Origin of the sequence: Parendozoicomonas callyspongiae, from assembly GCF_023502345.1 — a bacterium.
Taxonomy (GTDB): domain Bacteria; phylum Pseudomonadota; class Gammaproteobacteria; order Pseudomonadales; family Endozoicomonadaceae; genus Sansalvadorimonas; species Sansalvadorimonas callyspongiae.
The window spans coordinates 12347-38641 of record NZ_JAMFLX010000021.1 but is presented as its reverse complement, the minus strand read 5'-3'; the positions used below and the strand labels follow the sequence as shown (position 1 = coordinate 38641).

Annotated in this window: 25 protein-coding genes and 1 tRNA gene; 10 read left to right on the top strand and 16 right to left on the bottom strand. The window is 48.5% G+C overall.

Going from position 1 to position 26295, the window contains the following annotated elements; all coding sequences use genetic code 11:
* Positions 1-151: 151 nt before the first annotated feature.
* From M3P05_RS14770 to M3P05_RS14760, 3 genes are all read right to left on the bottom strand, one after another.
* A complete protein-coding gene (locus M3P05_RS14770; protein ID WP_249700605.1) occupies positions 152-1372 on the bottom strand; it encodes an EAL domain-containing response regulator in 1221 nt (406 codons plus the stop codon).
* Between the two features lie 181 nt (positions 1373-1553).
* On the bottom strand, positions 1554-2666 hold the full coding sequence (locus M3P05_RS14765) for a polyamine ABC transporter substrate-binding protein (protein ID WP_249700603.1): 1113 nt from the start codon (positions 2664-2666) through the stop codon (positions 1554-1556).
* Positions 2667-2864: 198 nt separating this feature from the next.
* Positions 2865-3317: a c-type cytochrome gene (locus tag M3P05_RS14760; RefSeq protein ID WP_249700601.1), complete on the bottom strand. Its 453-nt coding sequence runs from the start codon at positions 3315-3317 to the stop codon at positions 2865-2867.
* 320 nt (positions 3318-3637) lie between these two features.
* On the opposite strand from M3P05_RS14760, the gene M3P05_RS14755 reads away from it, so the two are divergent.
* Positions 3638-3714: transfer RNA gene (locus tag M3P05_RS14755), tRNA-Arg, on the top strand.
* Between the two features lie 413 nt (positions 3715-4127).
* Positions 4128-4682, top strand: coding sequence for a sigma D regulator (rsd, locus tag M3P05_RS14750; protein ID WP_408635919.1), 555 nt, complete (start codon positions 4128-4130; stop codon positions 4680-4682).
* Positions 4683-4769: 87 nt separating this feature from the next.
* On the opposite strand, the gene M3P05_RS14745 is transcribed toward rsd, so the two are convergent.
* Positions 4770-5486, bottom strand: coding sequence for an FKBP-type peptidyl-prolyl cis-trans isomerase (locus M3P05_RS14745; RefSeq protein WP_249700599.1), 717 nt, complete (start codon positions 5484-5486; stop codon positions 4770-4772).
* A 424-nt stretch (positions 5487-5910) separates the two neighbouring features.
* On the opposite strand from M3P05_RS14745, the gene M3P05_RS14740 reads away from it, so the two are divergent.
* The 4 genes from M3P05_RS14740 (at position 5911) to brnQ (ending at position 10848) form a co-directional block, all read left to right on the top strand.
* Entirely contained in the window at positions 5911-6096 is a 186-nt protein-coding gene (locus M3P05_RS14740) for a hypothetical protein (protein WP_249700598.1), read from the top strand.
* A 111-nt stretch (positions 6097-6207) separates the two neighbouring features.
* Positions 6208-7080, top strand: a complete 873-nt coding sequence (locus tag M3P05_RS14735; RefSeq protein ID WP_249700596.1) for a histone H1-like repetitive region-containing protein — start codon at positions 6208-6210, stop codon at positions 7078-7080.
* Between the two features lie 115 nt (positions 7081-7195).
* Positions 7196-9127: an ATP-binding cassette domain-containing protein gene (locus tag M3P05_RS14730; RefSeq protein ID WP_249700593.1), complete on the top strand. Its 1932-nt coding sequence runs from the start codon at positions 7196-7198 to the stop codon at positions 9125-9127.
* 392 nt (positions 9128-9519) lie between these two features.
* Positions 9520-10848 (top strand): branched-chain amino acid transport system II carrier protein, encoded by a 1329-nt coding sequence (gene brnQ, locus M3P05_RS14725; RefSeq protein ID WP_249700591.1) that lies wholly within the window; start codon positions 9520-9522, stop codon positions 10846-10848.
* Between the two features lie 58 nt (positions 10849-10906).
* On the opposite strand, the gene M3P05_RS14720 is transcribed toward brnQ, so the two are convergent.
* On the bottom strand, positions 10907-11143 hold the full coding sequence (locus M3P05_RS14720; protein WP_249700589.1) for a cell division protein ZapB: 237 nt from the start codon (positions 11141-11143) through the stop codon (positions 10907-10909).
* Between the two features lie 203 nt (positions 11144-11346).
* On the opposite strand from M3P05_RS14720, the gene M3P05_RS14715 reads away from it, so the two are divergent.
* Positions 11347-11565 carry a hypothetical protein gene (locus tag M3P05_RS14715; RefSeq protein ID WP_249700587.1) on the top strand — a complete coding sequence of 73 codons (219 nt, stop codon included), beginning with the start codon at positions 11347-11349 and terminating at the stop codon, positions 11563-11565.
* On the opposite strand, the gene M3P05_RS14710 is transcribed toward M3P05_RS14715, so the two are convergent.
* The 5 genes from M3P05_RS14710 to M3P05_RS14690 all read right to left on the bottom strand — a co-directional run bounded on the left by M3P05_RS14710 (position 11562) and on the right by M3P05_RS14690 (position 17443).
* Entirely contained in the window at positions 11562-12272 is a 711-nt protein-coding gene (locus tag M3P05_RS14710) for an LrgB family protein (RefSeq protein ID WP_249700586.1), read from the bottom strand. The genes M3P05_RS14715 and M3P05_RS14710 overlap by 4 nt on opposite strands.
* Complete coding sequence (locus M3P05_RS14705; protein ID WP_249700584.1) at positions 12265-12621, bottom strand: CidA/LrgA family protein; 357 nt, start codon at positions 12619-12621, stop codon at positions 12265-12267. The genes M3P05_RS14710 and M3P05_RS14705 overlap by 8 nt, the downstream gene beginning before the upstream one ends.
* 93 nt (positions 12622-12714) lie before the next feature.
* Positions 12715-13218, bottom strand: coding sequence for a disulfide bond formation protein B (locus M3P05_RS14700; RefSeq protein WP_283777823.1), 504 nt, complete (start codon positions 13216-13218; stop codon positions 12715-12717).
* 122 nt (positions 13219-13340) lie between these two features.
* Positions 13341-14909 (bottom strand): glutamate--cysteine ligase, encoded by a 1569-nt coding sequence (gshA, locus tag M3P05_RS14695; RefSeq protein WP_249700580.1) that lies wholly within the window; start codon positions 14907-14909, stop codon positions 13341-13343.
* A gap of 167 nt (positions 14910-15076) precedes the next feature.
* Positions 15077-17443 (bottom strand): Tex family protein, encoded by a 2367-nt coding sequence (locus tag M3P05_RS14690; RefSeq protein ID WP_249700578.1) that lies wholly within the window; start codon positions 17441-17443, stop codon positions 15077-15079.
* Between the two features lie 155 nt (positions 17444-17598).
* On the opposite strand from M3P05_RS14690, the gene M3P05_RS14685 reads away from it, so the two are divergent.
* Both M3P05_RS14685 and M3P05_RS14680 read left to right on the top strand, forming a co-directional pair.
* Positions 17599-17916 (top strand): DUF134 domain-containing protein, encoded by a 318-nt coding sequence (locus M3P05_RS14685; protein WP_249700576.1) that lies wholly within the window; start codon positions 17599-17601, stop codon positions 17914-17916.
* Positions 17894-18352, top strand: coding sequence for a NifB/NifX family molybdenum-iron cluster-binding protein (locus M3P05_RS14680; RefSeq protein WP_249700575.1), 459 nt, complete (start codon positions 17894-17896; stop codon positions 18350-18352). Before M3P05_RS14685 ends, M3P05_RS14680 begins: the two co-directional genes overlap by 23 nt.
* Positions 18353-18395: 43 nt before the next feature.
* Here the strand turns inward: M3P05_RS14680 and soxC are convergent, their stop codons facing one another.
* The 4 genes from soxC to hslO all read right to left on the bottom strand — a co-directional run bounded on the left by soxC (position 18396) and on the right by hslO (position 23121).
* The gene (gene soxC, locus M3P05_RS14675) at positions 18396-19592 is read right to left on the bottom strand and encodes a sulfite dehydrogenase (RefSeq protein WP_249700573.1); all 1197 of its coding nucleotides are present in this window, start codon (positions 19590-19592) and stop codon (positions 18396-18398) included.
* A 24-nt stretch (positions 19593-19616) separates the two neighbouring features.
* Positions 19617-21473 carry a hypothetical protein gene (locus M3P05_RS14670; RefSeq protein ID WP_249700571.1) on the bottom strand — a complete coding sequence of 619 codons (1857 nt, stop codon included), beginning with the start codon at positions 21471-21473 and terminating at the stop codon, positions 19617-19619.
* A 104-nt stretch (positions 21474-21577) separates the two neighbouring features.
* On the bottom strand, positions 21578-22072 hold the full coding sequence (locus M3P05_RS14665; protein ID WP_249700570.1) for a c-type cytochrome: 495 nt from the start codon (positions 22070-22072) through the stop codon (positions 21578-21580).
* 173 nt (positions 22073-22245) lie between these two features.
* Positions 22246-23121: an Hsp33 family molecular chaperone HslO gene (gene hslO, locus M3P05_RS14660; RefSeq protein ID WP_249700568.1), complete on the bottom strand. Its 876-nt coding sequence runs from the start codon at positions 23119-23121 to the stop codon at positions 22246-22248.
* A gap of 146 nt (positions 23122-23267) precedes the next feature.
* Here hslO and M3P05_RS14655 point away from each other — a divergent pair, with 146 nt between their 5' ends.
* Positions 23268-24221 carry an alpha/beta fold hydrolase gene (locus M3P05_RS14655; RefSeq protein ID WP_249700566.1) on the top strand — a complete coding sequence of 318 codons (954 nt, stop codon included), beginning with the start codon at positions 23268-23270 and terminating at the stop codon, positions 24219-24221.
* Between the two features lie 501 nt (positions 24222-24722).
* Here M3P05_RS14655 and hslR read toward each other — a convergent pair.
* Positions 24723-25160: a ribosome-associated heat shock protein Hsp15 gene (gene hslR, locus M3P05_RS14650; RefSeq protein ID WP_249700564.1), complete on the bottom strand. Its 438-nt coding sequence runs from the start codon at positions 25158-25160 to the stop codon at positions 24723-24725.
* Positions 25161-25616: 456 nt separating this feature from the next.
* Positions 25617-26288, bottom strand: a complete 672-nt coding sequence (gene yrfG, locus M3P05_RS14645; RefSeq protein ID WP_249700562.1) for a GMP/IMP nucleotidase — start codon at positions 26286-26288, stop codon at positions 25617-25619.
* Positions 26289-26295 lie beyond the last annotated feature (7 nt).

Genomic DNA, 26295 nt, shown 5'->3' with positions numbered 1-26295 from the left:
AGGGCATTCTAGAGAAGCACCGCTCGCAGCGCAAGGGGAGGAATATCAGGGGATAACACCAACAGCTCCCGGAAAGCCCCAACCTCTTTGTCGATATCTATAGAGAAGCTGCTGATTAGCCGGTTTTAATTACCACTTTTATCAAGAAAAACTAGTCACTCAACTGGGATTTAAACTGCTCTTTCCAGTTTTTCTCCCACTCAGGCATCTGGGAATAGGGCATGGCACGGGCAACCAGGAACCCCTGAGCATAATCACAGCCGAGTTCCTTGAGTTTGTTCCACTCTTCTTCAGTTTCAATACCTTCAGCAACCGTAGACAGCCTCAGTCTTTTCGCCATATCAATATTAGATTCAACAATGATGCGGTTGGTGGTCTTATGGGTAATATCACTGACGAAGCTTCGATCAATTTTCAGCTCAGTAAAAGGAATACGGTTCAACTGCTGGAAGTTGGAAAAACCAGTACCGAAATCATCAATCGAGAGATTAAAGCCCTTCATTCTTAACCGGGCCAGGGTTTCAAGGCTTCTGGCCAGATTTTTCATCACCACATTCTCGGTGATCTCAAGTGTCATACGGCATGTTGAAACACCGTGGTGAGCCAGAATTTCTTCGAGTTTCTGGGGCATGGAAACATCTTCGAGAAGGAGAGGGGAGAGATTCACAGCGACTGTCAGGTCCCGCCCCTGAAGCTGCCAGTTCCTTAAATCTTCGACAATGGCATGCACCTGCTTCCAGGTGAGTTGATCAATCAGGGAGGATTTCTCCATAATCGGCACAAAGCGTCCCGGCATAACGACACCCTGTTCAGGGTGATCCCACCGCGCCAGAGCTTCCGATGCCAGCCAGCTGCCATCGCTCAGGCTGACTTTGGGCTGATACCAGACCTGGAATTGGCCGGCGTCCAACCCTTCCTGAATATCTTCCGCTGTAAACACACCAGAGTATGCATCAGGATTTCGTGCCCTGTGCTCCTTACGGTACTGTTCAATAACACCCCTGATCTTCTCTCGGGTAACGGGTTTTTTCACATTAGTGAGAACCTGAAGCCCATGCTCCTCAGCCATATCCTCAACCGTGTGGATCAGGGCAGCATCAAGGGCACTGGCAACGACCATGGCATCAGCCAGCTTGCGTTCGGCAAGGTGGCGCAATAGCTCAACGCCATCCATCTCTGGCATATCCAAATCACTGACAACAATATGAATGCGGTCTGGATGAGCAACTATCTGTTCAAGTGCATCCTGCCCGTTTCTGGCAGCCATGACATGCTCACAGCCAATATCTTCCAGAACCTTGGCGGCAACAGCCCTTTGAAAGTCGTTATCTTCGACGACCATTATGGTCAGGCCTTCACCTTCGTTGGTCATGCCCGGTCTCCCCCCAGCAGAACGAGCAGAGGCGCTGGTACCATATAGGTATCAGCACCTCCTGATTTTTGTAAACCTTGTCGACTTAACATATCCCTTCCCGAGCCAGCTGAAAAGCTATCTCTCAGCAAGGGATATATCGACCGTTCACCGGGGTCTTTTGAGGTTTTATTCTCTGGGCTTACTGGCCGCTGATAATGCGAGTCCACTCACGTGTGACTACGCGACGCAGCTTTCCATCCAGAGGCTTGAAGATATAAAGGCTCTTCTCAATCGCACCGGAGGGGTATACGCCTGGATTCTGACGCAGTTCCTTCTCTACATATGGCGTTGCAGCCTTATTGGGGTTGGCGTAATACACAAAGTTGGTGATATCTGCAGCGACCTTGGGTTCCATAACGTAATCCAGGAACTTGTAAGCGTTTTCCTTGTTCTCTGCATCCTTGGGAATAGCCATGACATCATAAGATACCGCAGCACCTTCCTTAGGAATCACATACTTAACGGATACACCATTACCAGCCTTCTGGGCACGCTCATCTGCGATCAATGCATCACCAGACCATACGATAGCAACACAAACATCACCGTTGGCCAGATCAGTCAAAGCTCGGGATGAGTTGAAGTAGGTAACGTAAGGAGCAACCTTCATCAGCATATCGGTAGCAGCGCGGTAATCGCCACTACGACGGGAGTTAGGATCCTTACCAATAAAGCGCAAAGCCGCCGGGAATACTTCTGTCGGGGCATCCATAAAGGCGACACCACACTTTTCCAGCTTCTGCATGTACTTAGGGTTAAAGACCAGCTCCCAGCTATCTACAGGAGCATCTTCACCGGCAAACTCTTTAACCTTGGCTGGGTTGATGGCCAGACCTGTGGTCTGCCACAGGTAAGGGATTCCGTACTTATTACCGGGATCAACTTCATCCAACAGCCTCATGGCTTCAGGGTTGAGGTTTTTGTAGTTCTTGAACCTGGACTTATCCAGAGGCTCATAAACACCAGCCTTGATCTGGTTTGCCAGGAAGTCATGGGAAGGCGCTACGATATCGTAGCCGCTACGACCAGACAGAAGTTTGGCTTCCAGCACTTCGTTACTGTCATAAACGTCATAAGTAACCTTTACACCAGCCTTCTTCTCGAAGTCAGGAACGGTATTCGGAGCAATATACTCGTACCAGTTGTAAACAAAAAGTTCATTGTTCTGCTCTTCGGCCTGGCTAGTTGCAGGCAGAAAACTGAGGGTAGACAGAACAGAGAATGATAAAGCCAGACAAAACTTGTGAAGCATAACAGCGCTCTCCGGATACGCATGCTAAAACAACTGAAGGGCTGCCCACTGGACAGCCCTCCTTCGTGAAACGGGCGGTGATGTTACATTGATTTGTTCTTTATCACCTTGTTTAAATGATGAATATTTACTCATTTCCACAGTCAACTCTGCAGAAAGGCCGGATAAAGCATCAACACCACAAAAAAGTCATACTCGTTATGGTTTGAGACCACTCATATACTCAATAGCAATGCTGATTTCTTCATCGCTACAATCCATGCAGGTTCCCTTGGGAGGCATGGACCCGATTCCCTTGACAGCATTACTTAACAGCGTTGAGTAAGAACCCGCTGCTGCCAGCTTCTGACTCCATGCATTCGCATCATCCTTCTTGGGAGCCCCCAGAACGCCAGCGGTATGACAGGCTGTACAATAGGAGTTGTATATCTTTTCGCCGCTTCTTGGTCCATCACTTGCCTGAGCAACTGGCGCTGCAGTTGCGCAGGGCTGGCCTTCTATACAGACCTCACCGACCGGTGCGATCCTTCCAACAATTTCCTGGCGGGTAACTTTGTCGACTTCTTTCGGTGCAGCCATCACCAGACTGCTCACCATGCCCCCCAGAAAAACTGCAACACTGATAGCACGCATCCTGTTGACGTTTGCCACTCGCCTTTCCTCATTTTTTCACGGACTTTTTATGCACACTGCTGGCTTATTCCCCCTAAACAACTTCACATCCTTGCCCAGGTAAGCCGACCCGTTTGTTATAGCCAGCGGCGATTATAGCCGAATCAGACACTCGCCAACAATGACCCGCAAGACATGTCAACACGAACTCACCACACCTTTCTACAAAAAGACGAATAACAATTGAAGCTCTTTTAACCAGGCACTATCGATAACAGGAGACAAGGCAAAAAGCCGTGGACTTGAGCGCACGTCCTGAGTATTATTGGCGCCGCCCGCTAGGGCATACCAACGTGCATGCACCCTTAGCTCAGCTGGATAGAGCGCTGCCCTCCGGAGGCAGAGGTCACAGGTTCGAATCCTGTAGGGTGCGCCAAACATATCAAGACTTACAGCTTCAGCGTAAGTCTTTTTTTGCCTGTAAAAATCTCAAAAATTACAACACCCGCTAAACGCACTTTTCCTAAACAGCCTGAGTTACTCATTAGGGCACATCAGGACAATTCAATAACAACTAAATAAATGAGATACCCATCATTTAATAAATGAAGAGATAAACGACTTATTCTTATTAAATATCCAGACTCATTAGTAAGATAAAAACACCTTCGCATCCTTTTTAAATAATCCTAGATAAATAAAAACAGTTTCTTTATTTCGATTATTCATTAAAACGTATCCTTCCTTTAAGTACTGGTGTTTTTTTTGTAGAAATTGATTGATTTCTATTGTTTGCTCTTGCCGTGAACATATTCACTGCCGTACCCTAGGCAAATAAGCCGGACAGATATGATCTCTGGTCGGCCTTTCCTTAAATCTGGCTGTAAAAAACTGAACGCTAACAGTAAAAGGGGAAAGATGATGCTGGAGGGTTGCAAGTCAGCCAAAGAACGTTGGGGAGGGGTCTCTGAGCTTATCGACAACTGGTTGAATGAGCGCCAGAACATGATTGTTCTTTATTGCTCCATGACCGGCGTTGATCACCAGAGTAACGATGACCGCCCCCTGCAAGAGAAGCTTCGTCGCTTCTGTCAGCTTCTGGTGGACTATGTCTCTGCCGGACACTTCGAGATTTACGAACAGCTGCAAAGAGAAGCTATGGAGTTTGGCGATGAGGAGGCACTAAGCCGCTCAGGTCAGCTATTCCCAGCGATTCAGAAAAATACCGAAGCCTGTCTCGATTTCAATGACCGATGCGAGAAGCTGGGCAGTATTCCAGAGCTTCAAAAGATGCTTTCTCACATAGGTGAGACTTTGGAAGAGCGCTTTTCCCTGGAAGATCAGTTGATTGCAATTCTACACAATGCTCACAGGGAAGAAGCCAGCCAGATGGTTGCCGGCTGACCTAGAGAACCAGATACGGATTTCCAGAATTATATTACTGCCTCCAGCGAGGCAGTAACTTGGAGTTCAGTCTCTAGCCCTACTTTTTTAAGAGTCAGTCTTCTCTGGTGTTTCTACTTTAATCAGCTCAACTTTGAAGACCAGAGTCTCGTTTGGACCAATTCCACCACCTGGTGCCCCACCAGGGCCATAAGCCAGATCAGATGGAATATAGAGTTCCCAGGTTGACCCTTCAGGCATCAACTGCAAGGCTTCAGTCCAACCACGAATCACCTGATTCACCCGAAATGTCGTTGGCTCACCACGCTTGAAAGAGCTATCAAAGACATTACCGTCAAGCAAGCGCCCTTCATAATGAACAGTTACGCTGCTATTCGCAGTCGGCTTATTACCCTTACCTTCCTTAATAATGGAGTATTGCAGGCCAGATTCAGTGGTTACTACACCACTCTTCTTACCGTTCTCTTTTAAGAATGCTTCACCTTTTTCCAGGTTCTTTTGAGCCGCTTCAATCATGCGCTGCTGGGCTTTCATAGCAGCTTCACGCTGGGCTTTTTGAATCAATTCCAGCATTTCCCCCTGATCCAAAGCAGGCTTTTTACCTGATAATGCGTCATTGATCCCAGATACAACCATTTTTGCGTCCAACCCCTCATACACCTCCTTCATACGAGTACCAAACAGGTTGCCGAGGCTATAACTGAGCTTCTCAGCATCTGTGGATGGCACCTTTTCTGCGGCAAATGTCGGCATGGCTGTTGCGGTGGATAGAATCATTGTCGCAGCAATCGTTTTCAGCTTCATTGCATTCTCTTCTGTGATGGGAGTTGTGCGTAAGTCTGCGCAAACACACATAGTTGTTCAAATTTGTGCCAATAGCAAGCCGTTAGCCGCCCCTAGAATATCTCCCCACCATGTTTTTGACACAAAATAATCAATTTATTTCTTTCAATCTGGAATAAGACATCAACTCATTAACAAATAAGAAAAACTCTTTTATTTAAGGGTTTTTTATAAAAAAAACAAATACACCTTTTTATATAGAAATTTATCAGCTCACACTTATCTTTAACAAAGATGTAGTTTTTTCAATATCTTGTTTGCATTTACATAAATGATTTTCTATGTTCTGTAGAAAAGATGGTATAAGTTTCTTTATGCTTATAATGTTTTCTTTAAAATCAAAAATAGCTGTCAAAAAGAACAATAAAATTGGATCACAAACAAGGTGGTTCAGCCATTTGATGATCAAGCTGGTAGAAAACAAGAAAGCAAAGTGGCTCTGATTTTTAACACCACTAAAAAGAAAGACAAAGTAGCGTCTGATATACCCCTTCAGCAAGGCGTTTTAACAGCGGGCTATCATTTCACAGCCCTTAATAATAAGAAAAATAAGAAAGGACGCAGAAATTGAAAACTGGTTGCTCTGCAAGGATACAGGGCAACCAATAAAGGCCAGTCATGCTATTGATGCACTTTCAGAGCTAATTGGGCTGAATTCGATAGCAACTGGATACCTGACGGCATGGCACTGCCAGAGGGTATCGCGCTTGCAAGTGCTGTGCTTAAGGAGAAAGCCATGAGCAATGAAGAAATGGACTTCGATAAGTCCGAGGCTGCGACTCGCGAAGCGGGTGCAGCAGCCAAAAAGCGGAAAACAGTCCGCAAAACTGCCAAGAAAACTACAGCTCGAAAGAGTACTGCTAGAAAGACGGCAGCCCGCAAGACAACCGCCAAGAAGAAGACCACTCGCAAATCTACAGCCAAAAAAACTGTAGCCAAGCGTAAGACCACCACTCGTAAGTCAACCGCCCGCAAGACTACGGCTCGCAAGACTACCGCTCGCAAGACTACTGCGAAGCGTAAGACTACTGCTCGCAAGACTACTGCACGGAAGACTGCAGCTAAACGTAAGCCAGCAGCTCGCAAGTCTACCGCTAAGCGTAAAACTACTGCCAGAAAGACTGTACGTAAGTCTGCAGCCAAGCGTAAGCCAGCAGCTCGTAAGACTGCTGCCAAGCGCAAGACTGCCAAGAAGACTGTACGTAAGTCTGCAGCCAAGCGTAAGCCAGCAGCTCGTAAGACTGCTGCCAAGCGCAAGACTGCCAAGAAGACTGTACGTAAGTCTGCAGCCAAGCGTAAGCCAGCAGCCCGTAAGACTGCTGCCAAGCGTAAGCCAGCAGCTCGTAAGACTGCTGCCAAGCGCAAGACTGCCAAGAAGACTGTACGTAAGCCAGCAGCCCGTAAGACTGCTGCCAAGCGCAAGACTGCCAAGAAGACTGTACGTAAGTCTGCAGCCAAGCGTAAGCCAGCCGTTCGCAAGAGCGCTGCCCGCAAGTCTGCCGTTAAGCGTAAGCCAGCTCGCAAGGCAGTACGAAAGACTGCTAAGAAAAGATAAAATATTTGTCTGAAAGACAACATTAATCCAACGGGGCTTAGGCCCCGTTTTTATTTTCTCTCCTTATGACACACCCCATAGGAATCGGCGGTGACAAAGCCTAAAATCTCCCGCCATGATCAGGTTAAATCAAGTCAGTTTATTACGGGGTGGCAAGAAACTGCTGGTAGACAGCGATCTTGTTATTCACCCGGGGCAAAAAGTTGGCCTAACTGGGGTCAACGGTTCAGGTAAATCCTCTTTATTCGCTTTGTTGCTGGGAGAAACCCATGCAGATACCGGCGATATCTCCATGCCAGATAGCTGGCGTGTGGCCCATATGGCCCAGGAGGTCGCGGCTCTTGACCGTTCAGCGGTGGATTATGTCCTGGATGGGGATGCTGAGCTAAGGCGTATCGAAAACGAGCTGAAAGCAGCCGAGAACCAGGGCGATGATCTCGCCCTCGCTCGTTTGCATGCAGAATATGATGCCCACCATGGCTACAGTGCCCGTTCCAGGGCAGAACAGCTCTTGCATGGTCTGGGCTTCAGACAGGAACAGGTAGATACCAGTGTTAAGGAGTTCTCAGGCGGATGGCGGATGCGCCTAAACCTGGCGAAGACATTGATGTGTCCATCCGACCTAATGTTGCTGGACGAACCGACCAACCACCTGGATATGGATGCCATTCTCTGGCTGGAAGAGTGGCTTAAGAGATACCCGGGAACCCTCATCCTGATATCTCACGACAGGGACTTCCTTGATACAGTCATTGATAATATTGCTCATATTGAACGTCAGGACATAACCCTCTATCGAGGTAACTACACGGCTTTTGAGCGCATTCGCGGTGAGCGTCTTGCCCAACAGCAGGCAATTCATGAGAAACAACAGCGTGAACAGGAGAGACTGACACGCTTTATTGAGCGCTTCAGGGCAAAAGCAACCAAAGCCAAACAGGCCCAGAGCCGCATCAAGGCTCTGGTCAGAATGGATATGGTTTCGCCAGTCCACATGGACTCACCATTCCGGTTCAGATTTCCCACAGCCAAGAAGATGTCCCACCCTCTTCTTGCCATGCGGAGCGGTTCTCTGGGCTACGACACGGCATTGCTGAAAAATGTGGTCATGTCTCTGCAGCCAGGCGACACCATTGGCCTTCTAGGCCCCAACGGTGCTGGCAAATCAACGCTGGTGAAATCTCTGGCGGGCCAGCTGCAGATGTTGGCCGGTGAAGAGCAGCGGGGTGAACATCTCAAGATTGGTTATTTTGCCCAGCACCAACTGGAAGCTTTAGATCAAAAGTCCACTCCGGCCATTCATATTCAGCGTCTGTCACCTGAAGTCCGTGAGCAGGAAATAAAAGACTTCCTGGGTTCTTTTGGCTTCCATGGCGAAAAGGTAGATGAACAGGTTGGCTCCTTCTCAGGTGGTGAACAGGCACGTCTGGCTTTAGCCATTATCGCCTGGCAAAAGCCCAACCTGCTGTTGCTTGACGAACCGACCAACCACCTCGACCTGGAAATGCGCCATGCGCTAACCATGGCTTTGCAGGAGTTTGATGGTGCGATGGTTCTGGTCTCTCACGACCGTCATATGCTTCGCTACACAGTAGATAAGCTTTACTTGGTTCACGACGGTGCCGTTGAGCCCTATGAGGGTGATCTGGACGAATATGCGTCGTGGCTTGCCAAGCAGAAACGTGAGGAAGCAGCTGCGGCATCAGCTTCAAACAAAGATGAAGATCGTGAACGGATTACAGCTCAGGACAGGAAAAATCAGAAACGTCTTGAAGCCGAGCTTCGCAAGAAGCTTCGACCTTTCCGACAAGCGGTTGAAAAGCTGGAAAAGCAGATGGACAAGGCTCAGTCTGGGCTGGCCAGCCTGGAAGAACAGTTAGGTGATTCTTCCCTGTATGAGGAATCCTCAAAACTCAAGCTAAAAGAGCTTTTGGAAAAGCAGGCCAAACTGGTTCAGGAATCAAACACTATTGAGGAACAGTGGCTGCAGGCTTCAGAAGAACTGGAAGAAGCTGAAGCAGAGCTGGAGCAACTCAAGAGCGCTTAACAAACCCCATCCCGAATTATTTCTGGCAACAACCCCTCGTTGCCAGAAATAATTTTAAAAACATTTTTCTTCGTAGGTATAACTGTTAATTGCCGGTTCAGAGATCCTGTGCCATATATATTCTCGCGCAACTGGTACGCGTGGGTTGGTACGGCTTCACAAGAGTCGGGCCAACATAAATGGTTTCATTCGGCCATTCTAAAAAGACTGCATTTACCATAAGGCAGATCTGGCTCTTCCCACTACCGGCGTATTAATACTTCCAGCCTGTCTGGAGGTAGACATCGTTATTTTTCGAGAATGGGAATTGATGGCCCTTCAGGGAAGACTTGCCAATCCGACAGCATATTCGCGGCACCTTCCCAAATTTCAGTATTTATAAGGGGTTCTTCTTGTCGGCATCTCTCAAAACCAATGACATTATCGCAATCGGGCTGATGACATTTGCGCTGTTCCTCGGCGCAGGAAATATGATATTTCCTCCTTACCTCGGACAAATTGCCGGCGCAGATATTATTATTGCCGTGGCAGGCTTTCTTCTGACCGGTGTTGGTCTGCCACTTCTGGGTGTTATTGCAGCGGCACGCCTGGGTGGCGGCCTCAGTAAATTTACCCGTGACCTGCCTCCTTCTGTAGCGCTTATTGTTGGTCTGGTTCTTTATCTGGCGATTGGCCCCCTGTTCGCAGCACCAAGAACAGGCATTGTTGCCTGGGAGATGAGCTTTGCTGATAGATTTGAAAGTTCCAGCTATGGCCAGACGATTTACAGCTGCGTGTTTTTCGGCCTCACCCTTTGCCTGTCACTTTTCCCCGGCCGCCTGATTGATAATATCGGCAAAATTATTACCCCCATACTGGTTCTTGTGCTTGGCGCTATTGCCTTTGGGGTATTCGTTACACCACTGGGCCCTGTCAGTGAGAAAATTACTGTTCTGGAAGACGGTGCTTTCTCATGGGGATTCCAGCAAGGGTATCAGACTATGGACACCCTGGCTTCACTGGCCTTCGGTATCGTTATTATCACTGCCCTGAAACAGCGCGGTGTAACTGATAGCAGTGAACTGACCCGTCACACAATTACAGCTGGCGTCATGGCTGCTGTTGGTCTGGGCGCTGTTTACATTATGCTTTCTGTATTGGGAGCAACCAGCCACGGTGTTATTCCCGGCGCTGAGAACGGTGCAGATATCCTTAATGTTTATGTAGACCTGCTCTATGGCAGCTGGGGTTCCTTCCTGCTGGGTGCATCCATTACCCTGGCCTGTCTGACAACCTCCGTCGGCCTGATGACTGCCTGCGCTGAGTACTTCAGTGAGAGTCTGCCTATTATGGGATACTGCGGCTATGTTATTGCCTGCACACTGGTCAGCGCTCTGATCGCCAATGTTGGCCTGAATGAGTTGCTGGCGATCACTATTCCAGCTCTTCTGATTATTTACCCTGTCACAATTGCTCTGATCCTTCTGGCACTTGTTCGAAATATGCTGCCCTCACCTGCGCGCACTTACCGTATTACGCTGTCTGTTATTTTTATTATCAGCTTTATAGATGGTCTGTCCGCAAGCGGTGTCAGCTGGGCAACATTTGTTTCAGAAGGCGCGTTCTATATCCTTCCTCTATACAGCTATAGCCTGGGTTGGCTGATTCCTGGTCTGGCGGCATTCCTGCTGTCAATTCTTTGGAAGCCAGTAAACAGTACAACTGTTTCCACCAGTGCCTGATCTTTAAAATGAACAAAGGCCGCAATCAGGCGGCCTTTGTTTTGAGTAATAAGCCGTATTAAACGGTCTCTTCTTCCTGAACAGAATCCAAACGTCCAAGCAGAGCACCAACTTTGTCAGACCAAGACTGCAGTTCGTTACGCAGACTGGTGTTATCCTGCTCAAGTTTGATGTTTTCCTGTTCCAGCTTGGTTTTCAGTTCGCGCAGCTCTTCAATTTCAAGGCGATAAATACCAATAGTTTCAATTGCGCTTTGAATTTTTGCTTCCAGCTGACTCAGGGATTCAATGGACATATGTACAGTCTCTCAGACAATAGTATTTAACACGCCCATATTAGGAGCATTCGGGTATCAGAGTAAACAGTCCGAATGCGTCGTACGTACGATGCCGCTTAAAAAGACGCCTTACAACTACGGCGAGAACCAGTCACCCGCCTATACTGTGCGGGAAGCCTAAGACAGGCATATCAATAACTGGTTCGGTTCGGGAGATAGCTATGGAATCCGTACCAGCCTCTGCGGCCTATATCGTGTCACATCTCAATGTTGCTGATGAAGCTCTGCGAGCTTTCTATCTGGCTCTTATGGGGGGAGGGAGCGTAAATGATTACCTGAACTCAAGGCATATTTACTTCGCGTCACCACAGGTTGAGAACACCTTTCTCAGCCATATCCTGGCGCTATCCGAATATGCTCTGACCCAGGAAGCGTATTAAAACAGCTTTATCAACTCCCATGCCAGAGGCATGGTAAAAGCAGTTAATGCGCCTGTCAGTGCAAGCCCCAGACTGGCAAAGGCTCCGCTGACAGGGCTGATTTCAAATGCTCTCGCTGTCCCTGCAGCATGCGCTGTCAGTCCCATTGTGAAACCGCGCACGGCGGGGTTATGAATTCCCATCCTGCTCATTAATGGAGGCGCAATAACTGCTCCAACTATACCTGCACAAATCACAGTGCCCGCAGCAACTGTTGCCAGACCACCAATACTCTCTGCAACAGCAATAGCGATCGGCGTTGTTACAGATTTTGGAGCCAGCGAGAGCAGCGTCACTTCAGTAGCACCACTTATCCACCCCAGACCCAGTGCTACTGCAGGAGTGAATATTGCTCCCAGAACCAGAGTCCACATCAATGCTCTGGCGTGTGTGCGAATCAGGTGCAACTGCTGGTAGAGTGGCACTGCCAGTGCAACAGTCGCTGTTCCCAGAAGCAAAGTGAAAAACTCGGTACCTTCTCGATACTGGAGATAATCCAACCCTGTTAAATGCAAAATCACAATCACCGGTATCACAGCCATCAGCACAGGGTGAAGCAGAGGAAAGCAGCGGGACAGCTTATAAATTTTCTGACCCAGCAGATAACTGCCGGCGGTCAAGGTCAAACTAAACAGCGGACTCAACAGAAGCTCTTGAAGATTACTCATCTTCTGACTCCTTTTTAATTAAACTGTTCATCAGTAACGACGTGAAAACAATCGCAATCACTGTCCCCAGAGTTGCAGCCAAAGCTATAGGCAGAATCTGCTGCTGAATTTTTACCAGATAATAAGCAAACCCTGTGGCAACAGGCACAAGAAGCATCGCCATATTGCCAACAATAACCTGACTGCTTTTATCAAGGTCATCAGGCACTGACTTTATAAGACACAGGGCAAGAAACAGCAGGAGCATGCCCAATACCGGTCCAGGAAGCGGCAACCCTAGTAGACGATTTCCAAACTCACCCAGAGTTTGAAAAAGAAACAGAATAAAAAGACCACGCATAGCGTTCATTTTTTCCACCAGCCGGAAAAACAAAATGCAGCTTATCCCGATCAGGATAACAGCTGCATTTTCAGAAAAAAATGAACGGAAACTTTGAGGTGATTATTTATAGAGGTGATGTTTACGAACCATCTCCAGAAGACCAAATATCGAATAACAAATAAAACAAACAAGGGTCCAGCCAGGAATTGTCAGTCCAAGGAAACTCCATTGAACTTCAGCGCAGTCACCGGTTCCACTGAACATCACGGTAATCAACTCAGTTAGCGGCAGGACTTCAACCAGATAATCAAGGCCGGGCATACAGGCGGGTGCCTGATCAACAGGTAAACTCTGCAGATAAAGCTGCCGAACAGCTAATCCAATTCCAAACAGACCAAGGACAAAAACAATGCGCCCATAATTTCTTTTCCCTTTCGTCTGGGGGTTATGAATCGCTGCAATCAAAACCACGAGGGTAATGGAAATAACCACAATGCGCTGGGAAATACACAGAGGACATGGCTCAAGCCCAACAACATGCTGCAGAGTCAAAGATCCACCTATTAACCCCATTGATACCAAAAAGGCGAGAAAATGTAGAACCCTGGAGTCTGGAAGAGTCATATTAGTATTCGATCCCTTACCTGTTATCAAACATATAAAACTGCCCTGTAAACAGCCATGAGTTCCCCCTGGCTATGGAAAGTCTATTTCCATAAACAGTACAGCTAATCGAGCGGCCTGACTTATTCCCTAAAATAATTCTGCAGGAATGTCTCAAAATCCTCTGAGTCACTCTCTTCTCTGGCCTGTTGAGCAGTATGAGACTGTGCGGCAAGCCGAGAAAAATAATCCTGACGTTCCTTTAAACCAGGCATGCTGTTAAATCGAGCAGCATGCTCTGCGGTAATATCTCTGGAAAACTCCCTGAAGGATTGCCCCTGATTCAGCCGTGACAAAATGACGGCAGAGGGAGTCAGATCAACATTATCCAGTTTTTTTCTTTCAGCATTCAGGCTTTCAGTATACAGCGAAGACCTGTTAGCGACATCAAGCAGCTCTGCTACAGGAAGCAACTGGTCAAACAACTGATTACCCCATTCTATCAGAGATATATCAGTACCTTTATTGTTCAACAGCAAATCTGGGCGACGCCCCTCACACACACTTAGTGAGAAATTGCTGACAACCTGAGAGCACTCTTCCGAGGAAATATCCGGGCTATCACTTAGCACGCAATAAACAAGGAAAACATCAAGGAAGCGGGATTGAACTTCATCAATACCCAGGGGCAGCAATGGGTTGATATCCAGGCTGCGTACTTCAATATATTCAACACCCCTTTCCCGCAGTGCCTGAACAGGTTTCTCTCCTGACTGAATGACCCTTTTAGGGCGTATAGAGCTGTAATATTCATTTTCAATCTGGAGAAGGTTGGTATTGAGCTGACGGTAATCTCCGTTTACACGAATCCCGATTTTTTCATATGGCTTATAAGGGGTATGGATCGCTTTCCAGAGACTCTGAACATAATTATCAAGAGTGTTGTAACAGATCTGCAGATCCGACTGGGCATGGTTGCTATAACCCAGATCGCTCATTCGCAGGGAAGTCGCCCAGGGTAGATACAAGGTATCATCATCAAAATGTTCAAGGTCGTGATTGACCTGCCCATCCAGAAAACTTTTATCTAATGCCGGAGATGCTCCAAACAGATAGGACAGCAACCAAGAGTAACGCCTGAAGTTGCGAATAAGGGCAAAGTATCCAGCTGATTGATAGTCCTGAGGAGATAACTCACTGCCTTCACTCTCCTTCATCAAACACCAGAAATCCCGGCTGAGAGAAAAGTTATAGTGAATACCGGCAATCGTCTGCATGGCCTTGCCATATCGCCAGGCCAGTCCCTGCCTGTAGATATGCTTCAACAACCCAGAGTTTGAATTTCCGTACTGAGCGACAGGAATGCTGTCATCGCCATTCAGAATCGGCGGCATACTTGTTCCCCAGATGGTTTCTCCATCCGGCATCTGCCGCATGGCTTCACAGTGCAGCTCTTCAAGGAATGCCAGGGCTTCTTCGGGATGTTGGTAAACCGGAGTGATAAATTCCAGCAGGGCTTCAGAATAATCTGTTGTGATGTGAGGATGGGTCAGCGCGGAGCCAAGGCCGCCGGGATGGGGCGCTTCAGAAAGGCGAGTTTCCGGCGTAACCCGTAAACCTTCCTTTTCAATGCCGTGACCAATCTGCTCCAGACTGGAGATGTTTTCTTCTTGGGATAAAACCTGAAGACGATGCAAAAATCTGGCTGACAAAATCAAACCCCTTTGCGTCAAATTCTGATAACACTGAAACAGTCGCAGTGCAGGCAACGATCAGTGAACAGCCACTATACATTTTCTTTTTTACATTTTGCCAGCATTAGGGCCTAAGAAAGAATGGAGGGAACAGTCTTACGACTGTTCCCTGAGGTGCACATCAGTTACTTACGCAACTGCTTGGCATTGGCAAACAGATCAGCAAAAGTACCAGCCTTATCCTTCTGCTGGCGGCCCTGCTTCTGTCCGCCTCGGGGCTGTCCACCACGAGAATTAGCCGCAGGCTTGCGGTTGTCACCACTACGATTCTGGCGTCGCTCATTGCGTGCAGGCTGCTGCTCGCCACCAGCCATTGCATTGGCGTCATCAGACATGCGCATGGTAAGAGCAATACGGCGACGTTCAGCGTCAACCTCAAGCACTTTCACCTTCACAACGTCACCGGCCTTCACAATCTCGCGGGGATCTTTCACAAACTTATTGGAAAGAGCAGAGATATGCACCAGACCATCCTGGTGAACACCAATATCCACAAACGCACCAAAGTTGGTTACGTTGCTGACCACGCCTTCCAGCTCCATATTGGGCTTGAGGTCTTTAATATCCTCAACACCTTCCTGGAACTTGGCAGTTTTAAACTCTGGGCGAGGGTCACGACCCGGCTTATCCAGTTCGCTGATGATGTCGGTCACGGTAGGCACACCGAACTTCTCATCGGTGAACTCGGCAGCTTTCAAACCTTTCAGGAAGCCGGAATCTCCAATCAGGCCACGCACATCACGCTCAAAGCGGGCAGCAATATTCTGAACTACTGGATAGGCTTCCGGGTGAACAGCTGAACGGTCGAGCGGGTTTTCGCCATCCATAATGCGCAGGAAGCCAGCGCACTGTTCAAAGGTCTTTTCGCCCAGACGAGACACTTCTTTCAGCTTGTCACGGGATGGGAAGGCTCCATGTTCGTCACGGTAGCTGACAATATTTTGGGCGATCGTTGCATTCAGACCGGATACACGGGTCAGCAGGGCGCTGGAAGCCATGTTCAGATCAACACCAACGGCGTTTACACAATCTTCAACAACGGTTTCCAGGCTGCGGGCCAGGAAGGTCTGGCTGACATCGTGCTGGTACTGGCCAACACCGATAGCCTTCGGGTCAATCTTAACCAGTTCGGCCAGAGGATCCTGCAGACGACGGGCAATGGATACCGCACCACGGAAGGAAACATCCAACTCAGGGAATTCTTTCGCAGCCAGTTCAGAAGCAGAGTAAACAGAAGCGCCTGCTTCGCTGACCACAACCTTGGACAGGTTCAGTTTCGGGAACTGCCTGATCACTTCCGCAGCAAAACGATCCGTTTCACGGGAAGCGGTGCCATTACCGATAGCGATCAGCTCAACACCATGCTTCAGTACCAGCTTGGCAATGGTGCCCAGGGATTCGGTCCACTTGTTATGAGGAACATGTGGGAAGATGGTGGTGTGATCCACCATCTTCCCAGTCTTGTCGATAACGGCAACCTTAACACCGGTACGCAGACCAGGATCGAGACCGATAGTAGCACGAGGGCCAGCAGGGGCTGCCAGCAGCAGGTCGCTCAGGTTCTTGGAGAAGACCTTGATCGCTTCCTCTTCTGCCGCTTCACGCACCTGTCCCATCAGTTCGGTTTCCAGATGAGGCAGCAGCTTCACACGCCAGGTCCAGCGAACACAGTCACGCAGCCACTTATCTGCAGCACGGCCCTGATCTTCCAATCTCCAGTGTTCAGCAACCATCAGCTCACAGGGGTGAGTGACTGTGCGATCTTCTGCACCTTCAATGGTCGCAGAAACCTGCAGCAGGCCGGAGTTACGGCCGCGGAAGATAGCCAGCGCACGGTGTGAAGGAACACCTTTCAGTGGCTCATCATGTTCAAAGTAGTCGCGAAACTTGGCGGCTTCCTTCTCTTTGCCAGCCATAACACGGCTGGACATGCGTCCTTCATCCCACAGGAATTTACGCAGACGGCCAAGCAGATCTGCGTCTTCACTGAAGCGCTCCATCAGGATGTAACGTGCGCCATCCAGAGCCGCTTTTACATCCTCAACCCCCTTGTCAGCATCAATGAACTTTTCAGCTTCAGACTCAGGGGTTAAGGTTGGATCGGCAAACAGTGCGTCTGCAAGGGGCTCAAGGCCTGCTTCAATAGCAATCTGGCCTTTGGTACGGCGCTTGGGCTTATAGGGAAGGTACAGGTCTTCGAGGCGGGTCTTGGTATCCGCTTCCTTGATGCCCTTTTCCAGCTCCGGCGTTAGCTTATCCTGTTCGGCGATGCTCTTCAGGATAGCGGCGCGGCGTTCTTCCATTTCCCGAAGATAACGCAGGCGCTCTTCCAGATTGCGAAGCTGGGTATCATCCAGGCCGGCTGTTGCCTCTTTACGGTAACGTGCGATAAACGGAACTGTTGCTCCGTCGTCTAAAAGCTGAACGGCGGAGGTAACCTGCTGTTCCTTGACGTTCAGCTCCGAAGCGATTCGCTGAAAGATGCTCTCCATCGGGTGATCTCTACGCGTCCAAATAATCCAAAGACAGGGATTATACCGATGAAACAACGAGTTCCCAGTGCCTCTGTTTTTAAACTCAATTCTTTTTACTGGCATACGCTATTAATGAAGAGTATAAATAGCATATGCCATGTTAAAGGTATGTTATGCCAAGACCAAAACTTCCCCGCAGAATATGTGGCCATCCTGCCAGAAGCTGCTTTAAACCTAACGGCATCCCCATGGGAGAGCTGGAAAAGGTGTGGCTGGATGATGACGAGTTTGAAGCCCTGCGACTCGTAGATCTTGAGGGGATGCAGCAGCAGGAAGCTGCGAAGGAGATGGGAGTTTCCAGACAGACCCTTGCGAATGTCCTGAAATCAGCCCGGCATAAAGTCACGGAATGTATTGCCTCCGGTAAGGCATTGATGATGAATCGCAAGGATGAAGAGACAACAGAAAATGATCACTGTAGTTCCTGTTGATGAGAACAAAATTTCCGATCACTTTTCCAAAGCCGAAGAGTTCGTATTTCTGAACGAGAAAGGTGAACAGGTAAAGCGTATGGCTAACCCTGTTCTAAACGCCGAAGGCTGCCCCGGCAGAGCCAAGCGCTTTCTGGTTGAACTGCTGACCGTTGCAAACCCGGACAGAATCGTTGTGCGTGACCTGGGTGGCTGCATGCTGCGCAAGCTGCTGGCCGCTGATTTCAAGGTTTACAAAACCAATGCCCGCTCCCTGTTTGAAGATTTGAATGAAAACCTGTTTCCAATGACTGACCCTGAACAGGCACATACACCCGGCCATAAGCATAAGCACGAACACGGAAAAGAAGGCGGATGCTGCGGTAAGCATAAGCATGACCACGAACATCATGGCAAGCATCAGCATAGACATGGTGGATGTGGTTGTCACCACTAAGGCAGCCGAATGATTACTACCTCCAGCAGCTCTCAGCTGGAGGTTAATCCATTCGCTGATAAAACACCTGTCCATCACTCTGCACACGCCAGGTTGTCATTGTGTTATTGTGATACCTCAATGATTGCTTTCCTCGAATAGCGATTAACTCTCTCGCCGATGGCTGGGTGTATCCTGTCGAGTCGATCACACGACTGGTTAAAAGCCTTTCCTTTCCATCCCACTTCCACAGCAAACCAAACCTGACACAGCTCTTATCCAGAACCGGTGACTGTAATTGCGCCTGGTGCCAGCTGCTTCCATTATCATCGCTCACTTCAACCCCGGCGACCTGTCCTCTGCCGCTCCATGCCAGCCCTCTAATTTCGTGCCAGCCTTTTTCAATCTGAAGGGGATAAGCTGGCTGAGTAATGATGGATTTGGCATCCATCACAAAGCTGAATTGGCGAACAGTGCCGTCTTTTAATGGATCTGAGTATTTGGCAGTTTCTTCTCTGGTCATAAACGGCTGGTCAGACACTTCCAGCCTGCGCAGCCACTTTACATTCATACTACCCTCACAACCGGGAACAATCAGTCGCAGTGGGTAACCCTGCTCAGGCCGCACAGCTTCTCCATTCTGGGCATAGGCAATCAAAACATCATCCAGCGCACGCTCCATTGGGATACTGCGGGTTAACAGGCAGGCATCGGAACCTTCCGCCAGCAACCATGAACCAGACTTCTTAACGCCTACCTCCCGCAATAAAGATGAAAGTGAGACACCGCTCCACTCGCTCTGGCTTATAAGCCCGCAAAGCCTTTGCGGTGTTGTTTTTTCATCTGACTTGAAGTGATGCTTGCCATTACCGGCACACTCCAGAAAACAGATCCGGCTGGCTTGAGGAAATCGCAGAAGGTCGTGCAAAGTGAAAACTTTTGGTTCTTCCACCATCCCATGAATCAGCAGCTTGTGCTCTTCCGGTCTGATAGTCGGAACACCTGCATGATGTCGTTCATAGTGCAGAGAAGAGGGTGTAATCATCCCACTCAAAGCCTGCTGAGGAGTCTCTGACTCATGCTGCAGGTTTCCGGAGATTGTTCGGTTTACCTTATCGAAAGGAGAGCGTTCACCGTACTGGCTGGCCCAGGGGCCAACACGACGAACGTCAGCAGTAGCCTTTTGACCAGCTAATACAACCCCGGCCCCAGTTGCTGTTGCCTGAAGAAAGCGACGACGGGAAAGAACGGAAGTCCCCATGACCAATTCCCATTTTGAGAATAATCAGCTATCCCCTTCTGATCGCGTCCAGGGCCGAGGGGTATAAGTAGCAGTTGGTGGCTTTTCTTCCACTTCCGTCAGTGTGTTTTCCGGAACCAGCATTCCTGCAACTTCAGCCAGAGAAATTTTCTCGATTTCCAGCTTATCCGGTTCCGGTATGGGAACGCCCATGGTGGGACTTGAATGGCTACCCAGTAGCGGCGGCTTACTTTTTTGTGTAACAGATTCCTGAAGCTTTTTGATCCTGGATTTGAATGCTCCCTTTTTCTTTCTAATTTCCTTGCGCTTCTTTTCATCAAGTTTTTCGACGATATCGCCAAGAACCTCTTGAATTGAAGGAATACAAAGTGTCTCCAGTTTCTGCACTTCTCTTTGAGCACTTAACTGCTCACTTACCTCTTTTCTGGGCGTTTCTTCATTAAAAAACCAGATTATGTCAACAATTTTTTTATTCTCACGTAGCGCCTTGTCCTTAATACGGGAAAGACCATATATAGCTACCGGCTGATAGTCGAAATACCTTGCTGGACGGGATTTAAAGCGTGGCAGCTTTTGATATTGAAACTCTTCTTCAGTTGCATACTTTTTCTCTGCAAGTTCTCTTTCCTGTACATCCCTGAGTTTTTGCTTAGCTTCTTCGACAGTCTGAAAACTATAGATCTGAGTGGTACTTATTGATTTGACAACCTTAGACTTGTCTAAAACCCACTCAGATGGCCTATCAGGCACACCTCTACCTTCATCACTGACCATATACCACACAAACGGAAGGGCTGGAGGTAAATCAAAGCGCTCACAGACCAGCTCATGGCAGTGACTTCTTTCTTCTTCGGGTACCAGCATAAACAGGGGGTAGCTTTTATCCTTTAGGCGTGCCTGTACACTCGCCCAAAAGTTATTGGTAGCTTCTACATACTGTTTAAGCTCGCTAAGACCTTCTTTAGAATGCTTCTTTGCTGCTGTTGCCTGCTGCCAGGCATCTTCTGCACAACTTGAAAAAAGAACCTCTGCTGATGGCATTGCCTTGCGCATTTCTTCCATAGACATGATCAGCTCTATCCATGCAGCGATTAATGTTTCCACATGATTTGTTGTTTCCGTTCCAAGAGAGCAAACACCTTCAGGCAGATCTTCGTAGAGAGGGTTAATTTTTCCTCTGGTTTTTATCCTTAACCCTTCATTGAAAGCCTGCCGACACTCTTCAATATCTGTACGAAGGTGTGAAACGGTTTTCAATAGACATTCAATTTTTCCTTTTACACCCGTCACGCCTACTTCACTTAGCTTTGCGTATTTCAAAAGGCTGTCCATTTTTAAGAGCAGCTCATTGGTAAAATGCAGTTCCCCCGCAGCCTGCAGGCAAAATGTCTGTAGCAGATCAATTGGTAGCCGTATTCTGTCTTCTACAGGGATTTGTCCGGTTATTAGCAGGCTAAGAACAGAAGACTGACTGGCATCCATAAAATCTTGTGGAGTCCCAAGCCCCATCAACTCATTCCATGTCGGGAAACTTGCAGCTGTAGATTCCCCACCTTCAGACAATGTACTTGTACTGCCTTCATCACTTTCTGTTGAAGAGACACTGGTCAAAGATGCTGAAGATAGTTGCCCCTTTAAAGGAGGGTGGCTGGAGACTTTGTAATCAGATAGTGAGCTCTCTCTTCTCTCCCAGCTTTCTAACGATTGGTTAACAGCACTGTCTACTTCAAATGACAATTCTCCAGGCACAGGAGAAATATATCCCTCCCTGGTTTGAGAGAAAGCCTTGGTTCGCCTTCGGTGCCCTATCGGGTCACTGCGTTCCTCATGGGGAGATAATGATCCCGGCCATTGTGGCGGTGCTGATCCAGCCCGATCCATAAATATTTTCCAGTTATGAAATGCTCTTGTAGTTTAGTCACCATCACTGATCGAGTAATCCCTTCTCGCTTGAGTATGTAAGCGGATCTGACACCAATGCCTGCTTATCTAACCGCAGACGTTTCCAGCCGGTTATCAGGAACAAAACGCTTGTTGGCAGGCATTTCAATCTGAGGAAGGGAAGCAGCATCAAGGCAGGCGCTTTCGGGCAGCAATTCGTTCAGGTGAAGAAGATAAGCACTAAGGGCATACACATCGTTATCAGAAAGAGTTCCAGGAGTCAGGAGTGGCATGCTGCGCCGGATATAATCAAACAGTGTTGTCGCCCAGGGCCAGTAATTGCCTATGGTTTTCGGATGCCCTGACTCTGCGGCAAAAGGAAACAAGTTTTCAGCTAAACGACCTGCCAGAACATCATATTGCCCGCCTTTTCCACTAATACCGTGACAGACCTGGCACTGTTCGACGTAGATTCTTTGCCCGTCTGTTACGCAGCCTTTTCCTGGAGGGAGACCTCTACCGTCTGGCTGTATCGCAGTATCCCAGGCCTTTACCAGCTCCGGCGAAGGGACAAAACCGATACCCAGTTTCTCTGGCACTGGTGAACCAGACGAAGTGGATGACATCAGCAGAAGGAAAAGTAGGATCAGTGAAAAGCTTCTTGCCCACATGCGTAAACATCCGGGGAGAGATAGAAGCCTAAGAGCATAGATGGAAAGCTAAAGGAATAAGAAGCAAGCTGACAGGTTCAGCTCACTTCTTCAGGAAATTTTTAGTGGCGGGTTTCGCCTGCGCCAAGAAGCTTGTTCACATCTTCTTCGGTAAAGATGTAACGGGTGTTGCAGAACTGACAGTCCAAATCAATCTGACCGGATTCTTCCAGAATCTCACGAACATCAGCCGGGTCAATAGTTGTCAATGCACTGCCAGTACGTTCGCGGGAGCAGTTACAGTGAAACTTAACTGGTTCTGCATCAAACAATCGTATATCTTCCTCATGATAGAGGCGATGCAGCAGTTCCTCAGTAGGAAGCTCCAGTTGTTCCTCATCTTTCAGGGTATCTGCCAGAACAGTCAGATGCTCCCAGCGTTCGGCGCGTGCAGTTTTGTCCGCTTCAACCTGGGCTGGAAGAGCCTGCAGCAGGAAACCGGCAGCCTTTTCGCCATTAGAAGACAGCCACAGTCTGGTTGGCAGCTGCTCAGACTGTTCAAAGTAACTGGCAAAACACTCACCAAGAGTGTCACCAGTCAGAGCAACAATACCCTGGTAACGCTTACCTTTTACCGGATCAATAGTCATCACCAGCTGACCTTCTGGCAGCAGGGCGTGCAGATCAATATCCGTCGGAGACAGTTGTGCATCATCCCAGCGGGCGATAGCGCGGAAAGTACGCTTATCAGTGCACTCCACCATCAATACGGAGACAGGACCATTTGAACGAGCCTGCAAAGTCAGGGTACCCTCAAACTTCAGGGTTGTACTCAGCAGAACAGCGGCAGAAGCCATTTCACCGATCAGAGTCCGGATAGCGTCCGGATAAGCATGTGGAGCTAGAGCGTCCTGCAGACTCTGGTCGAGCTGCACCCGCTCACCGCGCATGTCAGTATTCTCGAACAGAAAACGTTGTGCGGAATCCGACTGGGTCATGTAAAACAGTACCTGTAGCAAATAATCAAATTGGAAACCGGCTATTATACCGATTGCTTATCCCATGTAATTAACCAGTTGGAATGTATTTCCGTAGAGCAATAATTATAAACCGGTCGCCTGAGGCGACTTCAGGAGGGTTTGCCATGCAAAGGATCAGAAATTTCCAGTTTCTGATAATTATGGGGTTTATCACCACGCTGTTGGTGGGCTGCCAGAATGTTCAGGACAGTATTTATGATGCCACCGTCAGTCTGGGACGCTCCAAAGCTGACCTCCAGCTCAAAGAGGTCATTATTGACGATATGACCTACTCCATCCTGGAAGGCGGCAACCCTGAAGGTGAAACCATTCTGATGGTTCATGGCTTCAGCGCCCATAAAGATAACTGGCTGTTGCTGTCCGACAGGCTCAGTGATGATTTTCATATTATCGCCATTGACCTGGCCGGCCATGGTGACAGTAGCTCAGGGCCGGAACTCGATTACAGCATTCCAAAACAGGTTGACCGGGTTAACGATATTCTCAACGCCCTGAAACCGGGTAAGGTTCATTACATGGGTAACTCAATGGGAGGAGCCATCGGACTGTTCTTTGCTGACCAATACCCACAGCACCTGAAATCCCTGACCCTGATTGATAACGCTGGTATCGAATCCCCTACACCCAGCGAATATTTCCTGCTGCTTGAGAAAGGGCAAAATCCACTGATTCCAAGAAAACCAGGTGATTTTGACGTGCTGGTTAACTTTGTTATGAGCGATGTGCCGTTTATGCCATGGCCAATTCCCGCTGTTCTTGAAAGGAAGTCTCTGCAGCGGACGGCCATCAATGAGCAGATTTTTGCCGATATGATGAAGTCCCGTGAGGAAATTGGCTCTCCAGAATATGTTCGTAACGTACTTGAAGATATCAGGGTTCCCACACTGGTTATCTGGGGTGAGGAAGACCGGGTGTTGGACGTATCCAGCATCGAGATTATGGAAGCCCATATCCCCAATATGCAGGCAGTTATCCTTCCGGGAATTGGCCATGTTCCCATGATGGAATCCCCCAAACAGGTTGCGGAAGCATTCAGGAACTTCTCAAACCAATTGTAATTCCCGCCACACGCCTCAACCGATGAACTATGCTGTTGCAGCCCTGTCCTGGTCGCAATCTGACTTGGACGACGGATGATGGCTTTCACTATCAAGTCTGCCGCTTCATCTGGTGTCAGCGTGGGAACACTCTGGTAGATCTTGGTTGGTGCCATCATAAAGACCACACACGACAATTGAGCTGAAGTAATGGAATTGGCATCGACTGTCTGCGCCAGACCTAATGTGTTACGAGTTCCAGCAACATTCGCCTTATTCTGGGCCCTTCATCGGCATTGATGTTGTAGATGGCGGCCAGATGGAAGAAGTGATCAACGTTCCCCTTGAGTTCTTCAACCTGCGAAAGAGCCCAAATCAAAGCTCATTCCAGAAACCCCGACTTCTCTGAAATGAGGGTGTAATAAGCTGGTGACCTTTTCCCTATCAGTTCTAACGTGAAACTTGTGCAGCTCTATCTCTTTATCAATTAAGTCTTTCATACGGTCCGAATGATTTAGCGACTTAATCACCAAAGTCTTTTTCCCGCAGACGTTCAATATCTCTGCGCTGTTTTTTATCCGGGCGGCGATCACTGAATGGGTGAGAGCCTCTCAAAGCTTTACGCTGAGCTGCCTCATCTTCACGTTTTTTGATACTGGCATCTGTTTCCTGGTACAGAAGCTGAGCTTCAGGAGCTCCTCGACGAACGTCCGACAGAGCCTGAATAGAAACAGTTTTCTCATCAAACCCTTGTCGAAGAACAATCATATCTCCAACCCTGGCTTCTTTGCTAGGCTTGGCACGCTGACCGTTTACGTGAACCTTGCCGCCCTCAATGGCATCTCTGGCGACAGAACGGGTTTTATAAAATCGCGCGGCCCAGAGCCATTTATCCAGACGGACTTTTTCTTTTCCGTTACCGGCGCTCTTGTCTTGATCTGTTTTGCTGCGTTGACTCATTACTGGGGTAAATGCTCCATAATCCTCAAAGCTAAATGCGGGCAGAATTTTGAATAACAAGGCCGTATGACCCAGAGCAAGCCCTGCACTGTGCAATCATACTATCTTTCAGGCTCCGGCAGATTAACACGCGAGTCACTGCCATGTATCACTGCAAAAACGCTGGTGCATGGTTTCATCTACCTGACGCAATCAATGCACCGCTGAGCAGCTATCTCTTTTCAGTGAGGCACTGCTATGTCAGACACTCTGTGGACTAAGAATCCCCTGGCTTCTCACCCTTTATCCAATCTCGGCCAAGCTGCAGCCGGAGATGCTGAGTGCAGCAACCCATCTGGGGGTGTCAGAACTTATGCTCTCAGGATGCAAACTGTTGCTGATCATCACTACCTATTTCCCCAGGCTTTAACGGAAGCCATAGATATATGGGCAGGCAGCCGTATCCCTTGTAAGCGCTTAACCTACATCAACAGAATCCAGGGGAAGCAAATCCCCTAAATCATCAACAGCTTTAAACTCTGCCGAATCCATAGGAGGTTTGGCAGAGTTAGGCTTGGTGATAGCTAGCAAGTGCCCGACTCCATAAGTGCGAGCAGAACGCAGGATTTGCAGGTTATCATCCACAAACAGGGTTCTTTCTGGATTGAACCCGGTTTCTGTTGAGAGATGCTGCCAGAACTCCTGATCTTCTTTGGGGTGGCCAAAGTCATGGGATGAATAGATAGCATCAAAGTACTCACCAAAAGGCAGGTATTCCATCTTCAGCTCCAGCCCATCACGATTACAGTTGGTGGCAAGTATCACTTTCTTGCTGGACTTATGCAGGGCATCCAGCAGCTCCTTTGCTCCGGGGCGAAACTGGATCAGGTGGGTGATTTCCCTCTTCATTCTCAGAATATCCAGCCCCAACTCACGACTCCAGAAATCAAAGCAGTACCACTCCAGGGTTCCCGCTATTTTTCGTAGCTTAGGCTCCATAACGGCCCAAGCTTCATCAAAGGTTATTCCATTCTTGCTGGCGTACTTTTCCGGAACCAGACGCTTCCAGAAAAAATCATCGAAGTGAAGGTCGAGCAGGGTGCCATCCATATCGAACAGGACGGTATCAATTTCATTCCAGTGAATCATTCGCTGT

What these genes read in the sequence shown, in the direction of transcription:
- M3P05_RS14735 (WP_249700596.1), top strand. Translation starts at nt 6,208, where the DNA reads ATGGCACTGCCAGAGGGTATCGCGCTTGCAAGTGCTGTGCTTAAGGAG.
- M3P05_RS14700 (WP_283777823.1), bottom strand. Translation starts at nt 13,218, where the DNA reads ATGACTCTTCCAGACTCCAGGGTTCTACATTTTCTCGCCTTTTTGGTA.
- hslR (WP_249700564.1), bottom strand. Translation starts at nt 25,160, where the DNA reads ATGAGTCAACGCAGCAAAACAGATCAAGACAAGAGCGCCGGTAACGGA.
- rsd (WP_408635919.1), top strand. Translation starts at nt 4,128, where the DNA reads ATGATCTCTGGTCGGCCTTTCCTTAAATCTGGCTGTAAAAAACTGAAC.
- M3P05_RS14655 (WP_249700566.1), top strand. Translation starts at nt 23,268, where the DNA reads ATGCAAAGGATCAGAAATTTCCAGTTTCTGATAATTATGGGGTTTATC.
- M3P05_RS14765 (WP_249700603.1), bottom strand. Translation starts at nt 2,666, where the DNA reads ATGCTTCACAAGTTTTGTCTGGCTTTATCATTCTCTGTTCTGTCTACC.
- M3P05_RS14680 (WP_249700575.1), top strand. Translation starts at nt 17,894, where the DNA reads ATGATCACTGTAGTTCCTGTTGATGAGAACAAAATTTCCGATCACTTT.
- M3P05_RS14745 (WP_249700599.1), bottom strand. Translation starts at nt 5,486, where the DNA reads ATGAAGCTGAAAACGATTGCTGCGACAATGATTCTATCCACCGCAACA.
- hslO (WP_249700568.1), bottom strand. Translation starts at nt 23,121, where the DNA reads ATGACCCAGTCGGATTCCGCACAACGTTTTCTGTTCGAGAATACTGAC.
- M3P05_RS14770 (WP_249700605.1), bottom strand. Translation starts at nt 1,372, where the DNA reads ATGACCAACGAAGGTGAAGGCCTGACCATAATGGTCGTCGAAGATAAC.
- M3P05_RS14670 (WP_249700571.1), bottom strand. Translation starts at nt 21,473, where the DNA reads ATGGATCGGGCTGGATCAGCACCGCCACAATGGCCGGGATCATTATCT.
- yrfG (WP_249700562.1), bottom strand. Translation starts at nt 26,288, where the DNA reads ATGATTCACTGGAATGAAATTGATACCGTCCTGTTCGATATGGATGGC.
- M3P05_RS14705 (WP_249700584.1), bottom strand. Translation starts at nt 12,621, where the DNA reads ATGAACGCTATGCGTGGTCTTTTTATTCTGTTTCTTTTTCAAACTCTG.
- M3P05_RS14720 (WP_249700589.1), bottom strand. Translation starts at nt 11,143, where the DNA reads ATGTCCATTGAATCCCTGAGTCAGCTGGAAGCAAAAATTCAAAGCGCA.
- M3P05_RS14715 (WP_249700587.1), top strand. Translation starts at nt 11,347, where the DNA reads ATGGAATCCGTACCAGCCTCTGCGGCCTATATCGTGTCACATCTCAAT.
- M3P05_RS14730 (WP_249700593.1), top strand. Translation starts at nt 7,196, where the DNA reads ATGATCAGGTTAAATCAAGTCAGTTTATTACGGGGTGGCAAGAAACTG.
- M3P05_RS14710 (WP_249700586.1), bottom strand. Translation starts at nt 12,272, where the DNA reads ATGAGTAATCTTCAAGAGCTTCTGTTGAGTCCGCTGTTTAGTTTGACC.
- M3P05_RS14685 (WP_249700576.1), top strand. Translation starts at nt 17,599, where the DNA reads ATGCCAAGACCAAAACTTCCCCGCAGAATATGTGGCCATCCTGCCAGA.
- soxC (WP_249700573.1), bottom strand. Translation starts at nt 19,592, where the DNA reads ATGGGGACTTCCGTTCTTTCCCGTCGTCGCTTTCTTCAGGCAACAGCA.
- M3P05_RS14690 (WP_249700578.1), bottom strand. Translation starts at nt 17,443, where the DNA reads ATGGAGAGCATCTTTCAGCGAATCGCTTCGGAGCTGAACGTCAAGGAA.